Here is a 13,653-nt window from a genome sequence, read left to right on the forward strand (position 1 = left end):
TTTTAAATTGAAACAAGTTAAATTGTTTTCCTTACCCTCCTTTTAATGTTTTGTTTTACTGAGACTTTCACGCTACGACAAAACGTTTATCTTCGTTCTTTTGAAACCGGATGATCTACCTTTTTAGTTAATGAGGTATTTACTGCCTGTGCCACTTCATTCGCCGAACGAATTTTACGTGTGAAGTATATCGGGCTCTCTTTCGCAGTCAAAATAGACTTTTTGGTCCTTTGTGGGCTATGTAACGAATCACCTGTAACCTTTACATCCTTAAATGTGTTAGCGTTTTTTGTTCTACTTGTAGTCGAGTCGCTTCGGTTGATTCCTTCTTTTGATCGTTGTTCATTGTTGTTTGTAGTGACGATTTGTTCCTTATTTAAAGCGATTCTATCGGACTGTCGACCGCCTCTTATCACTCCCCATGTTCTTCTCCACAGTGACTGAATCGCTCGACCGATTAGCTTTATGGGTCTGAATCTTTGTTCACGATGAGGTTGATCGATCGCCTCATTAAATGAGTCTTCTTTGCGTACAAAGTTGTTTTCTAGTCTGGCTATTACATCATCTTCTAGTATATTATAATGTGAAACTATATATTTAAAGGCTATAAGCTTCTCCTCTTTCGATAGATCCTTTTTGTTAAATAACTTTTCTCCTACTTCACGTATTTCTTCATCAATCATTTTCTATTCCTTCTTTCTTTTTTTATTTCAGACTCGCCTTTTCAGATACTGTTAGACAGACCTCGTTTGTTTCTGTCCTTTAACGTTTTTTCTACTAAAACGTTCAAGCTGAGATCAAACGATTCACCCTCGTTCTTTAGCAACCATCGCCTTTTCTTTTTTTGAAAATAAGTTATTTGCCGTTTTTGCAGCTTCATTTGCCGAACGGATTTTACGTGTGAAGTATGTTGGAAGATCATTTAATCTCTTAGTGGACTGCTTCTCGTTTTTTTGACTCGTTTGTGGCTTCGGTAACGAATGATCTTCAGCTGTTCTAGGTTCTTTCCTCTTTGTTGTCCTGCCTATTTTTTGAATTTTTTCAGCTATGTATGACAAAATTCTTCGTCGTTTTGATGTAGACTGTGGAGAGGTTGTTACACTGTTGTCTGTTTTTTTGGCTTGTCCCCTAGGTATCAAATGATCTTGTGAACTATGTATTGAGCTATCTTCTAGACTATAATAGATTGAGTCAGATTCTATACTATACATTGAACTATCCTCTAGATGATGTTTGCCATGTAGAGATGCAGTAATGCTTGTCCGTTCAGCTTGCTCTGGTTTCTCTTTAGATAGACTATTTTTCTTTGATAACTGCTCTTTAAATCCGCTTGTCTCTTCAGGATTCATTTTTTAGACCTTCTCTCTTTTTATTAACATCAGTGATTCTTTCCTAAAGTTGCCCTGATTTGTCATTAACTACGTAAAAATTCTTTTTTTTCTCTTTGCCGATTAACCTTGCTTGCTACTGACTCATTTCTCCAATACGCTATTTTTTCTACTCTACGGATTGTTTTTTCAACGAACATCCGATTATCGGGTTGTCTTGTTTCCTGTAATGGCCGATTTTTCTTATCTCTATCTTCGGAGAATTTTGTCTTATCTTGCTTTAGCTGTTGTTGGATATCAACGAAGAAACGTCCCTGCACGTTGCTATATTCGGTGTATTTATTGTTCGCTACTTTCTGTTGGGTACCCACTTTTTTCTGGCGAAAAATGGCCCATTTTTTTCGTAACCAATTATTATTTTGAAAACTTTTAGGTTTGTACGCTTGCCACATCTTCTTGTACTCTGAGGTGTGCCACGGTGGAGCAACTTCTTTTCCATCGTTAAAGAAAATAATTTTTCCTTCCAACTGTGACCAATTGCGATAGATATAACGAAGTTCATGATTGGTTACGTTGATAGTCGGCATTTTTATTCGAGGTTTAGTCAATACTCGTTTCATATCAAGTCCGTCTAATAAAAAATAGATAGTGACATTTGGATTTGTTTTTGCAATATCGATGCCAATTTTTGATCCCCTGACAGTGTGGAATACTGGTGAATACATTTTACCTTTTTTGACATATGCATATCGATGTTCACCTAAATCTACGTTAGGATCTTTAGCTAATTCACTGTAGATATATCTCCCTAATTCTTTGTTGTCAGGGATTTTCAATACACTAAACTCATTTGGTCGATAATTTTTAGAATAGGCGTTTACAAAAAAATAACGCTGAGCAACTGTTCCTTTATAAAGACGAGCAAACCAATTTTTATAGTTTTGTTGTGTATGATAGTAATAATCTTTCCATAGTGGCCAATCTCTATATTCAGGCTTGATATATTCAGGCCATTCATAGGAAAACTTCTCCCATTGTTCTGGTGTTGTTAACTTTGACCCTTTTGTCCTTAACATATCCCGTAAATAACTGATATAGCGATCAAATGAATACTGTAGCAAAGTTTCATCTTCTGCAACTGTCATATTTTTCAAGTAGAGTTTCCCTGCGATCATTCGTTCAAAATAGTCAGCTCTTGTTGTCGACAATCCAAAAAATAAAATCATTTGTTTCTGTCCACTTTCCATATTCTACCTTCTTTCATTTTTACTTAAATCGTCTGTTCACGAAAATACGTAACAAAAAATATGCTATAATAAACCAAATAAATACAAAGTGAGGGATGATTCAATGAGCTTCTCCTTAGAAGATATCCGCAACTTATTGTTAAAAGAAAATCTGTTAAAAGAATTTGTATCACCACAGGGGTGGCATCTGTATGCTCCAGAAAATAGAGTATTCAAGAAATTAAGTTATGACTCACGTCAGGTCGATGCTGAGACATTATTTTTTTGTAAAGGATTAAATTTTAAAGAAGAGTATTTAACTGCCGCAATTGCTCAAGGACTTAATTACTACGTGGCTGAAGAACCTTATGAGAACGAAGCTTGTGGCATAATCGTGACCGATATTCGCAAAGCAATGGCAATTCTTTCTATGGCTTTTTATGATTATCCACAAAACAAGATGCTAGTCATCGGATTTACTGGGACTAAAGGTAAAACCACCGCTGCATACTTTACCAAGGCCATTCTAGACCATACGACTAACTATAAAACTGCCCTGTTTTCAACAATGAATACCACATTAGACGGCAAGTCTTTTTTCAAATCTAATCTGACAACACCGGAATCACTCGACTTGTATCGCATGATGGCTGAAGCAGTAGAAAACGGGATGACACATCTTGTCATGGAGGTTTCTTCCCAAGCGTACAAAACGCAGCGTGTTTATGGACTCACTTTAGATGTCGGGATTTTCTTAAATATTTCACCCGATCATATCAGTCCAATCGAACACCCGACGTTTGATGATTACTTTTATTGCAAACGTCAGTTGATCTTAAATTCAAAAAAAGTGATTTTAAACCGTGAGAGTGATTACTTCGATTTATTAGTGGAGACGGGGCAAGTCCATGGTATTCCTGCCATCACTTACGGACGAGCAGATACAACAGACGTTCAAGTGAAAAGTTTAGAAAATCAAACACAAGCATTCAAATTGATCACACATGGTTCTGAATTGCCTGTTGAAGCAGAATATGAAATCAAGTTAGCTGGTGGCTTCAATCAAGAAAATGCAACTAGTGCAATCATTGCAGCGACATTAGTGGGCGCTTCGATTTCAGATGCCCAACAAGGTCTAAGCGAAGCTCGAGTACCTGGTCGAATGGATCAGTTGACTCATAAGAACGGTGCCCATGTGTATGTTGACTATGCCCATAACTATTTAAGTTTAAAAACGTTATTGGCATTTGCTAAGAGTGAACATCCCAATGGTCGTGTGATCGTCGTCCTAGGAAGTCCTGGAAACAAAGCAATTTCCCGTAGAAAGGATTTTGGGGAAGTCTTGTCAGAAACAGCCGATGTGGTTTTCTTGACCGCAGATGATCCTGCTTTTGAAGATCCGCAAAAAATTGCGGAAGAAATCCATGCATCAATCACAAATAAAGAGCTTGCTGTCCATTATGAAATGGATCGTCCGACTGCGATCCAACTAGCGTTAGCAGAAAGCCAACCAGAAGACTCCGTTGTGATTGCTGGTAAAGGCGTGGATGCATATCAAAAAGTTGGTGGCGTCGATGAACCTTATGAAGGTGACTATGACATAGCAAAACGCTTGATCGAACAATGAAGCTTTCTAAAGAAGAACAACACGCTTTAACTTAGACAGATAACTCTAGCTAAAAAAAGGCAACTCCTTATGAGTTGGCTTTTTTAGCTGTTTATTCCAATATCTTTGAAATGATTTTTTGTCTTGCCACATCAACTCATAGATAATCTTCTAAAAATCTCAGGCAATATCCAATATACGCTTTATCTTTCCGATTCAGTTGAAGCTCGCTGTATCTTTATTCGAGATGACTCTCGTTTCTTTTGCTCATTTAATTCCTCTGCTCGTTTAGCAAGTCCTATCGTCATTTTACGAAGTACCTGAGTGCCATTTGTACACATTTTCTTTTGTTCAGGACTGTGTATACCCGCTAGGAAAGAAGATATCTCCATTCCTTTAGAAACTTTATTTTCCCGATTTTCGATATAAACTTGCCAATCTTTGACAAAGTCGCCTTCATGCCAAGGTGGTGGTATAATCCGACTTTTTGACATGAAAGTCACCTGATCTTTTATGATCGGCCATGATCGATAAGCATAGCGCAACATTTTACGAAGTTGCCCCGTAGGATACACCCTAAAATCACGTCTATTTGCTATATCTTTCATCTGTATACCATCTAAGATGATATACGCTTTTATAGTGGGATAGCATTTTAGCATGTCTATCCCGATTTTCCCTCCATTTTCATCTAATTCTTTGATGAATACTCTATCTTCATGCTTGTCTATGTAGTATAGCTCTGTCCCTTCTGTCCCAATTTTATTTCCACTTTTGTCCCGTTGTATGCCCTCTATTTCTATGTTTCCAGCTTGGATTGCACCGGAAAAACTATTTGTCCATTGATTCTTAGGGTTTTCTTTAGATGCAGCCATAAACTCTTTCCACAACGGTAAGTTGTCTGATCTTACATAATCATTTATACCGCCATTAGCAAATTGTTGCCATTGTTTCCTTGTTACCAGTTCATCCTTTCTGACTTTATCATAAATGATTCTTTTCACTTCATCATTATAAGTATCAACCATATAGGCTCGATGATCCTTTTCTTTTAATTCTCCTTCAAATCTATGTTTCCCTTCATTTAAGTCCTTAAATAGTCGTTCACATGAAACATCCAAACCAATCAATAATACTTTATCTCCATCTAATGGCATGACCATTCCTCCTCTTTTAAAATAGCGATCTCGTGTCCACTCAGCACTGACTTTTTTGATTGAAAGAATATTCGAATTGATATTTCCTCTTTCTTATGTATCTAAAAAATATAGTATTTCAAAAACTATATCGTCAGGGCCCTTTGCCTACGTGCAGATGGTCTCTTTTGCTCTGAGATATTATTTTGCTTTCCTATTGCTTCTTTAAGTAACAATTGCAAGTTTTTATGTTCTTGTGCCCTCTCTCTTGTAAGGAATGTACTTGATTGGATATTTTCCATCGACTTGCACGCTTGCTTGTTGAGATTCCATGTGAAACGCCGCTTTCGTATTTCACTATATTTCTGCCATTCCTTGACATACTTTCCTTTGATCCAAGGTGCTTTCACAATTTTTTTATTTTCAAAAAAAACAACTTTTTCTTTTAACTCATCCCAGTGCCGAAAAATATAACGCAGTTCTTTACACGTATAATCACTTTCGTAATGTCCATAACAATTTTTTTTAGAGATATTGTGCATATTCAGTTTATCCAGTACAAAATATATCCTAACATTAGGACAGTAGATGGCTATATCGATACCGTTTTTACACCATCTTTCGATATGCTTATTAAAACTTTTTTTATCTTTATACTTGTTGCGATAGTAGAGTGCCCCCTTTTCCACGAATAATCTTCTTTCAATTACTACTTTTTTAAGTATATTCAACAAGCGATTCTTAGGGTTCCATTGCATAGACAGCCAGTATCTTTTCCAATGGGTAGATGCTTATACTCTTCTGATAATAAGCTAGGCCACTCTTTCTCAAATTCTTGCAGTTCTTCTACGGTCTCTAGCTTTTTTTCCGACACTTTACTAACGATCAATTCATGTAACCCTTTATTATAGCGATCAATGACATATGCTGATGAACTTGATTCTGTCAGACTAGCAAATCTTTTCAGTTGCACTTTTCTCGAAATGACATCTTGGTAAAATAGCTTTCGTTGATCATCCATCCCAAATAATAAAATATACATTTTGTCTGTATCCATTCCGCTATCCCACTTTCTTACACTTAATCATGGACTCATAATATTCAGAAAAATAAACTAATTTTTTTTCATTTTGCGGAAATAGTAACAAAGGCAAATTATCAGAAAAATCCTCCCAGTCTTGTAATGTTAGTAGTTTATTTTCCTTAACAAACTGAATGATCAACTTCTCTATTTCATTATTGCACGCGTCAAACATTTGTACTTGATAGTCTTTACCCGGTTGGAATCGTTCCGATTCATTGGACTCAAATAGCCGTTGATACTCGCTGTTCTTCCCCAAAAATATAATTTTTAATTCATTTGTTATCATTCATTTCTCTCCTGTCCCCAGTGACACCTAATCACTCTACGGATCACCTTCACTGACCAAATATTTTTCCGTAACAGCCAATATATGCACCGATCATCTAAATACATCACAAGGTGAACGCTCGCTGTCTACCGATCGATTTTTCCATTTTTTTCTGGATTTTTCCTTTCTCATTTACTTCTAAAAGTAGTGCTTTGAAAGATTTTAATTCATTTTTCTTCTTCTCTTTTGGTAAAGCATCATGTGTTAAATCGTCCACAGATTTAGCGATTTCTCTTTTTCCCTTTTTCTTTCGATGCTCGTGATACTTTTGCCATTGGCGAATGTGATTTCCTTCAATCCAAGGCGCTTTTACAATTTTTCGATTTAAGAAAAATACAACTTTATCCTTTAATTGATACCAATGTCGGAAAATATAGCGTAATTCTTTACAGGTATACTCACTTTTATATTTTTTTTGGCGATTTTTTTGCATGACTTCTTTCATTTTTATGCCATCCAACACGAAATAAATGAGAATGTTGGGATAGTACATGGCCATATCGATGCCATTTTTACAGCCTCTAGTAATGTGGTCATTACAACTGATTGTCTCGCCTGCTTCATTTTGAAAATATAACACGATGCCCTCTAGTCGAAGATTCTCATGAAAGATCGGATAATTGAACGTTGCCCACAAACAGTTCTTAGGATTCCAGTTCATACACTGCAAGTATTGTTTCCAAAGCGGATATTCATTCCAAAATCGGAATAACACAAAAAGTAATTGATCTATAAATAGACGCCATTGTTCAAAAGTGCGTAACCTTCCTGATCTTTTTCGTTCAACTATCGCCATATGTAGCCTGTTATTATAATAATCAATGATATGTGCATGTTCTGATTCACCAGATAAGGTTGGATAGCCTTGTAGATCAACTTTATTATTCTTTACATCGGCAAAAAAAGTTTCACGTTTCTTATATAAGCCATAAAGCAAGATATCTTTTTCTGAATCCATTTATCTATCCCTCCATGAACTTGCTTTGACACAGCTTCCTCTACTTGAACTTGTTCGCAGTTTTTCCATTTACTGATTTGGACATTCAACGCCCTCTTCCATAGATAGGCGCTGGATGTCTAAATCCGTTCAAGCTTTTTCAAATCAAAGTTGGTCTTGTTCCATGATTGCGACTACTCGTGTCCAACCAGCACTCGCTTTTTTGATTTTCGTTGGGAAACAGCTTAGCATGAAACCAGTCGGTGGCAGTTGATCTAAGTTCGTCAATTTTTCGATATGACAGTATTTCTTTTCGATCCCAGCAAAATGGCCTTCCCAAATAATCGAGGAGTCTCGAGTCTCTTTAAATTCTTCCGCGATAAAAGGCAACGGTCGATCCCACGACCAAGCGTCGGTACCAACTACATGTATCCCTTGCTCAATTAACCACAGCGTTGCCTCTCGTCCGACACCGCACCCACTGATCAAATAATTGGGTGTGCCCCAAAACGGCGCAGCACCTGTCTGGATCAGCACGATATCTTTTTCTTTGAGTGTATAGTTGATATTTTTCAAGGCGTGTTGAAAGTCAGTGACCGTCAACTGATAGCCATTTGGTTTATCTGAAAAATCAAGCATGACACCTTCTCCATAACACCAGTCAAGAGGCACCTCTTCAATGGTCCAAGCTGGCTGTCCATTATCCATTGTCGGATGATAATGGTAAGGTGCATCCATATGAGTACCTGTATGCGTAGTGAGCTGGACACTTTCCATCGCCCAAGCTAAGCCATTAGGCAAGTCTTCCTTTTTTGCCGTTTCAAAAAAGCGTAACATATCCGGCACGCTTTTCTCATGGTCTAAATAGTTGATCACCGGAATCATTTCTTGCGGATCACTTGGCACTTCATTTTCAATCGTGATACTTAAATCAATCAATTTCATTTACTTGTCCTCCTTTTTCTAAACCTCTTTATTTCATACTTGTGTCTAGTATACGGAGGATTTCCCACATATTTGTCCTTTTTTTTCTGTTATTTGATATAAATATCAAGCATCATTGAGTTGCCATCGACCATTTTTACATCTTTTTATGACTGTCCATATATGAACCAGGCTATTCCCCTTATTTTTAGAATGTTGCACTTTTGACTCTCCTGGCAATTGAAATGTCGCGGCTTGCTTTAAGAGGGGGAGCAACTGTTTTCTAATATTCCCTTGCCTTACTTTGATAGTGTTCTCCCTCTAGAAGTAACTTCGTAGGTTCTATTGACTAATAGATATCTATTTTTTTGTATACAAGGTTATTTTTACAAGCTTCCCCCAATTTTCTCATTATTCAACATATATAGGCTTTCCTTTTTTCATAACAACTCACTAAAAAACTCAGTTACCATCTCTAACGAATGGCAACTGAGTTTTCTTTTGAATCACTATGCCACTGAACCTTCTCTTGCTAATTCTGCGGCTTTTTCTTGTTCTTCAGTCAATAGTTTATTGTCATAAAACTTGATGAATGGCAACCAGATGATAAACCCGAGAATCGCACATAAGACGGCTAAGACAGCGGCTTTCCAGTCACCTCCACTACCAACAAAGGCGCCGATCCCCACTGGTGAAGGCCACGGCATTTGAGCTAACATTGGTCGAACGATTTCTAGTTTGATGGCAAAGTATGCTAATGATGCGGATGCCATTGGTGCTAAGAAGAACGGTACTGCCAAGTAAGGATTATAAACGATTGGCATCCCGAAAATGATCGGTTCATTAATATTAAAAATACCTGGTACTAATGAAGCTTTTCCTAATACTTTTAACTGATCGGATTTTGCCATGAATGCAATAAAGATAATCAATCCTAGTGTCGCTCCAGAACCACCAACTGTTACATAAGAGTTATTAAATTCGCCGGCTAAAGGATAATTTGCACCTTGAGCATTTGCTGCCATGTTCGCTAAAACGATTGGTGTCAAGAATGAGGTAATAATGTTCGCCCCATGAATCCCTACGATCCATAACGCGTGGATCAAGAAATAAATGATCATGATCCCTATCCACGTATTCGTCAATTCTGTTACGAAGCCAAAAGGAATAGCGATCATTTTGAAAATATCTGTTCCTAACGCAACTAATGTGCCGTTGACAAGCATCACCACAAAGGCAATCACAAACGTTGGAATCAATGCGGTAAAGGAACGTGAAACCCCAGGTGGTACAACATCTGGCATCTTGATGACCCAGTTGCGTTTTACACACATACAATACAACTCAACTGCAATGTAAGACATGATGATTGCGGTAAAAATACCTGACGTACCTAGACGTTCGACAAATGCGCCCATACGTACACCACTAACGACGGTTTCTGCATCGGTCATACTAGAGATCAAGCTGATTTTTCCATCTGAAATGATCAACTCTGGAATACACATGAAGAAAGCAAAAACAGATAATAGCGCGCCAGTTAACGGATTGACGTTCAGTGCTTGTTCATCTCTTTCGATCGACGTTAATTCATAAGCAAATACAATAGCAAAATAAACAGATAATATCCCCATCGTCATTGTGTTGACGATCATATACAAGTCGCTGACTTTAAAGAAAGTGGCATTGAAAAATCCTTCTAAAAACGGAAATGGTAACGGTAAAATATTCAAAACTAAAAACATCGAGCCTACGATCGTAAAGGGAATCGACGCCATCCCAGCAGCCATTACTGCGCGTACGATCTTGAATTGTGCCACTTTCCCCATCGGTCCCATCAAATATTTCTGTAGAAAATCAAACATCTATTTACTCCCCTTTCCAAAATGTACTACACGTTCATACTCTTTGATTCGTTGATAATGACGATCCGTATTTGCATGGATTTTATTCAAACGTCGCTGACAAAACAGACAGATCAGTAGCCCACTAGCAATCACAAACAGAATCAATGCTTGGCCATTTGAACCATTCGCCATAAAAGGAAACAACTGAGAATAACCTGGTGAAAATACTGCTAATAGGAGAAATACATTGGTTACCGCTTGCAAGCGGAAATAATTTCGAGTAACCGTTGCATTATTTTTATGTGTACGATAGAGTGCCACTTGTTCTGCGACGACTGGTAAAAGAAAGAATAATAGCCCTAATGGCACCCAAAACATCTTGCTATTCGCAAGGAGTAAGGAAACCAGCCAATAAAGATTGGTAAAAAAGAAACCAGCCGTTAAGTAGCGAATGATCAGATAGCGATTAAAATACAAGACTTTCAAACTAAATGCTTTTTTCTCTAATTCTCGTTGTTTTTTCTCAGCTTCACTCATTTTTTCACCCCCTGTTCTTGTTTATTTTTGATATAGATAACTCATTTCTTTTGCGACTTCCAATAACGTCATCGTCGTCATCAGATGATCTTGCGCATGGACCATGATGATCTCCATTTCAATTTTTTGCCCACTTGCATACTCTTTCAATAAATGCGTTTGTGATTTATGGGCTTCTAAAATTTCCTGATTTGCTTCGTCTAGCTTTTCTTCTGCTTCTGTAAAATCTTCTGCTCGTAACAAAGCAAATGCCTCGTGGATCAATGTTCGTGCATTGCCACTGTGAAAAATAATATCAAAAGCGGTCACTTGAAGCTCTTCACTCGTGATTTTTTCCGTCATCAAGACTCCTCCTTAGTAAATCATTTTTATAAATTGTTCATTAAAATTTTCAAACGTTGGTTCAGTTAAAATCAGCTGCTGTAGGTCTAATCGATCAATGAATTTCACGATTGCCTTTGTGACAACAGTGATTCCTTCATTTTCGATACAAGAAGGAGAGACTAGAAAAACAAATTTGATCGCCTCTTGTTCGTCCCATTTCATCCCATCAGGAATGACGCCGACTGCAATTTTAGCGGTGGCTCCAACTGGGATCGCTGGATGTGGGACGACCACTTGTTCACTGAAGATGATCTGCCCCATTTTCTCACGACGTTCGATTTGGTGAATCATCTCAGACGTATAATTCTCCGTTTCATCTACTTGTAAAAGTGCCAACAAATCAGCGATAACTTGCACTTTTGTTGGCGCTGTAGGATAGACCTTAAACCATTTTCTAGAAATCTGTTCTTCATAAAAGTCTGCTTTTTCTTTCATAAGAGATAACGCTTCTTGAGGTTTCACAAAGCAAATTGGACGTTGTTCTTCGATCACTTTACGGATTTTTTGAACATCCTGATCATTCAAGAAAACACTGACATGAAGAACAGGCACTTTGAAAAACATCGTCGACAAATCAATGGAAGAAATGATCACATCAATATCCTCTAACGCCTGTTCATCGATTTCGTAGTAGCCTTTCACTTGTTTCACTGCAATGTTTTTCCCAAATTCACTCAACACCCGATTTTTTAACAATTGTGCACTTCCATAGCCAGTCGCACAGATGATCAACGCCTGGAGTTTACAATCGACCTTATTTTTTTCAATCGCTGCCATCAAGTGAAGTGCTAGATACGCCCATTCATCCTCATTGATTTTATAATCTTTCAAAGAAGGCATCTGACTAAAATAGTGTTTAGTCAATTCAAAGGCTCGTGGATCTTCTTTTTTGATCTCTTTTGTTAAAGGATTTTCCAGAGCAATTCCTCTCTTTAAACGAACTAACATGGGTTCTAAATGATTGAGTAAGCCATTCCTGAATTGATAATCTTCGACGATCGACTGTCCAAGAACCTGAGCAAGCTCTTTAAGAACTGACATTAGCTCTGTCACTAACTCTTGATTCTCCCTTTTATGGCTTTGATTTGATTTAGCCATCAAATGTAAGGCTAAATAAGCAATTTCATCTTTAGGGAAACGAACATTCATGATAGACTCGATCCGTCTGGTTATATTCTTGGCTGCTTGATATTCGGTCTCATGGATCTCTTCTCCAGTGATCTCAGGCACTTGGATCTCAAAACCGGCTCGCATTCGCTTGATTGCCAATGCTAAATGTAGCGCTAAATTTTGGATCACAAAATCAGAAACCCTCAATTTGGATTCACGAATCTCGTCCAAGATAATGATCACTAATTCTTCGAAATTGATTTCCTTGAAGAATTGACTGTTACCGAGGTATTCTTTTAAAGAATTGGTATACTTATTTCCAAAAAAGGTATCCATGATCACATGTCGCTTGTCTTGTTCTTGACCCTCGATCCACATCCCCTGTTTATGTTTCGACACAACTTTCAACGAATAATCGGCTAACTTCTCTTTGATCTCTTGGATATCATTCACTAAACTCGAACGGCTGATATATAACTCTTCTGCCAAATCATCGATCACGATTGCGCGATCTTCCAAAAGTAGTTTATTTAAAATATACTTTTTTCGATCTTCTGAACCATAAAACTCAGTCACCTGATCACCATATTCCACAGTGACTTCCCGTTGCTTTAAAAACAGGGCAAAAGCAAGCTTATTGACGACCTCTAGTTGATACCCTTGACCTTGCTTGGCAATGAGTCTGCCGCCATTATTTTCGATTACTTCATTCAATGTTTTCAAATAGTTTCGAATCGTACGGTCAGATAATAATAATTCAGAAGCGAGGTACTGGCTCGTGAGGTATTCTCCTTGATGATCAATCAATTGCCGCAATAACTCTTTTTCTGTTTGTTTCATTATTATCTTCCCCTATTCGTCTATATATTTTCCTCAATCAGCTCCGCTAATTTTTGGATACCTGTAGGGATAGGAACATACGCTTGGAATGGTATACTTACGACCGGTTTCCCTACTGTTTTTCCTAGTTTAACAAATTTATCCAAGTACATTGTGGTTTGAGGACTGATCAAGAACAAATCGAAATCACTTGTCTTGATTTGGTTGTCCCCTTCAGTTGCAGAAACCGCGTCAACAAATACATCTTCCCCTTTTCCTTTAAAATATTCTGTTGTTTTTGATGCCATCATCGAAGAAGACATTCCTGCGGCACAAATAATCAATGCTTTTTTCATTACGATCACTCCTCTAATTTTTTAATTGGAT

15 protein-coding genes are annotated in these 13,653 nt (G+C 37.6%); 1 reads left to right on the forward strand and 14 read right to left on the reverse strand.

Features of this window, described 5'->3' with window-relative positions:
- Window positions 1–86: 86 nt before the first annotated feature.
- The 3 genes from IGJ39_RS12575 to IGJ39_RS12585 all read right to left on the reverse strand — a co-directional run bounded on the left by IGJ39_RS12575 (window position 87) and on the right by IGJ39_RS12585 (window position 2,575).
- Complete coding sequence (locus IGJ39_RS12575; protein ID WP_066025656.1) at window positions 87–683, reverse strand: hypothetical protein; 597 nt, start codon at window positions 681–683, stop codon at window positions 87–89.
- Between the two features lie 123 nt (window positions 684–806).
- Window positions 807–1,349 carry a hypothetical protein gene (locus tag IGJ39_RS12580; protein ID WP_438764909.1) on the reverse strand — a complete coding sequence of 181 codons (543 nt, stop codon included), beginning with the start codon at window positions 1,347–1,349 and terminating at the stop codon, window positions 807–809.
- Window positions 1,350–1,414: 65 nt separating this feature from the next.
- Window positions 1,415–2,575 carry a hypothetical protein gene (locus IGJ39_RS12585; RefSeq protein ID WP_104776189.1) on the reverse strand — a complete coding sequence of 387 codons (1,161 nt, stop codon included), beginning with the start codon at window positions 2,573–2,575 and terminating at the stop codon, window positions 1,415–1,417.
- A 103-nt stretch (window positions 2,576–2,678) separates the two neighbouring features.
- On the opposite strand from IGJ39_RS12585, the gene IGJ39_RS12590 reads away from it, so the two are divergent.
- Window positions 2,679–4,181, forward strand: coding sequence for a UDP-N-acetylmuramoyl-L-alanyl-D-glutamate--L-lysine ligase (locus tag IGJ39_RS12590; RefSeq protein WP_438765047.1), 1,503 nt, complete (start codon window positions 2,679–2,681; stop codon window positions 4,179–4,181).
- A 182-nt stretch (window positions 4,182–4,363) separates the two neighbouring features.
- Here the strand turns inward: IGJ39_RS12590 and IGJ39_RS12595 are convergent, their stop codons facing one another.
- From IGJ39_RS12595 to IGJ39_RS12645, 11 genes are all read right to left on the reverse strand, one after another.
- Window positions 4,364–5,317: a hypothetical protein gene (locus IGJ39_RS12595; protein ID WP_195339523.1), complete on the reverse strand. Its 954-nt coding sequence runs from the start codon at window positions 5,315–5,317 to the stop codon at window positions 4,364–4,366.
- A 125-nt stretch (window positions 5,318–5,442) separates the two neighbouring features.
- Entirely contained in the window at window positions 5,443–6,054 is a 612-nt protein-coding gene (locus IGJ39_RS12600; protein WP_438764911.1) for a hypothetical protein, read from the reverse strand.
- Entirely contained in the window at window positions 6,024–6,353 is a 330-nt protein-coding gene (locus IGJ39_RS12605) for a hypothetical protein (RefSeq protein WP_019722558.1), read from the reverse strand. Before IGJ39_RS12605 ends, IGJ39_RS12600 begins: the two co-directional genes overlap by 31 nt.
- 4 nt (window positions 6,354–6,357) lie before the next feature.
- The gene (locus IGJ39_RS12610; RefSeq protein ID WP_019722559.1) at window positions 6,358–6,666 is read right to left on the reverse strand and encodes a hypothetical protein; all 309 of its coding nucleotides are present in this window, start codon (window positions 6,664–6,666) and stop codon (window positions 6,358–6,360) included.
- Window positions 6,667–6,772: 106 nt separating this feature from the next.
- A complete protein-coding gene (locus IGJ39_RS12615; protein WP_438764914.1) occupies window positions 6,773–7,666 on the reverse strand; it encodes a hypothetical protein in 894 nt (297 codons plus the stop codon).
- A gap of 144 nt (window positions 7,667–7,810) precedes the next feature.
- Window positions 7,811–8,590 carry a cyclase family protein gene (locus tag IGJ39_RS12620; protein WP_438764916.1) on the reverse strand — a complete coding sequence of 260 codons (780 nt, stop codon included), beginning with the start codon at window positions 8,588–8,590 and terminating at the stop codon, window positions 7,811–7,813.
- A gap of 488 nt (window positions 8,591–9,078) precedes the next feature.
- Window positions 9,079–10,434, reverse strand: a complete 1,356-nt coding sequence (celB, locus tag IGJ39_RS12625) for a PTS cellobiose transporter subunit IIC (RefSeq protein WP_086335574.1) — start codon at window positions 10,432–10,434, stop codon at window positions 9,079–9,081.
- On the reverse strand, window positions 10,435–10,953 hold the full coding sequence (locus tag IGJ39_RS12630) for a hypothetical protein (protein ID WP_104871413.1): 519 nt from the start codon (window positions 10,951–10,953) through the stop codon (window positions 10,435–10,437).
- 21 nt (window positions 10,954–10,974) lie between these two features.
- A complete protein-coding gene (locus tag IGJ39_RS12635; RefSeq protein WP_104871412.1) occupies window positions 10,975–11,295 on the reverse strand; it encodes a PTS cellobiose transporter subunit IIA in 321 nt (106 codons plus the stop codon).
- A 12-nt stretch (window positions 11,296–11,307) separates the two neighbouring features.
- Entirely contained in the window at window positions 11,308–13,287 is a 1,980-nt protein-coding gene (locus tag IGJ39_RS12640; protein WP_438764918.1) for a BglG family transcription antiterminator, read from the reverse strand.
- A gap of 20 nt (window positions 13,288–13,307) precedes the next feature.
- Window positions 13,308–13,622 carry a PTS cellobiose transporter subunit IIB gene (locus IGJ39_RS12645; protein ID WP_438764920.1) on the reverse strand — a complete coding sequence of 105 codons (315 nt, stop codon included), beginning with the start codon at window positions 13,620–13,622 and terminating at the stop codon, window positions 13,308–13,310.
- Window positions 13,623–13,653: the final 31 nt, after the last annotated feature.

It is taken from the genome of Enterococcus sp. AZ140, assembly GCF_051714405.1.
Classification (GTDB): domain Bacteria; phylum Bacillota; class Bacilli; order Lactobacillales; family Enterococcaceae; genus Enterococcus_B; species Enterococcus_B pernyi.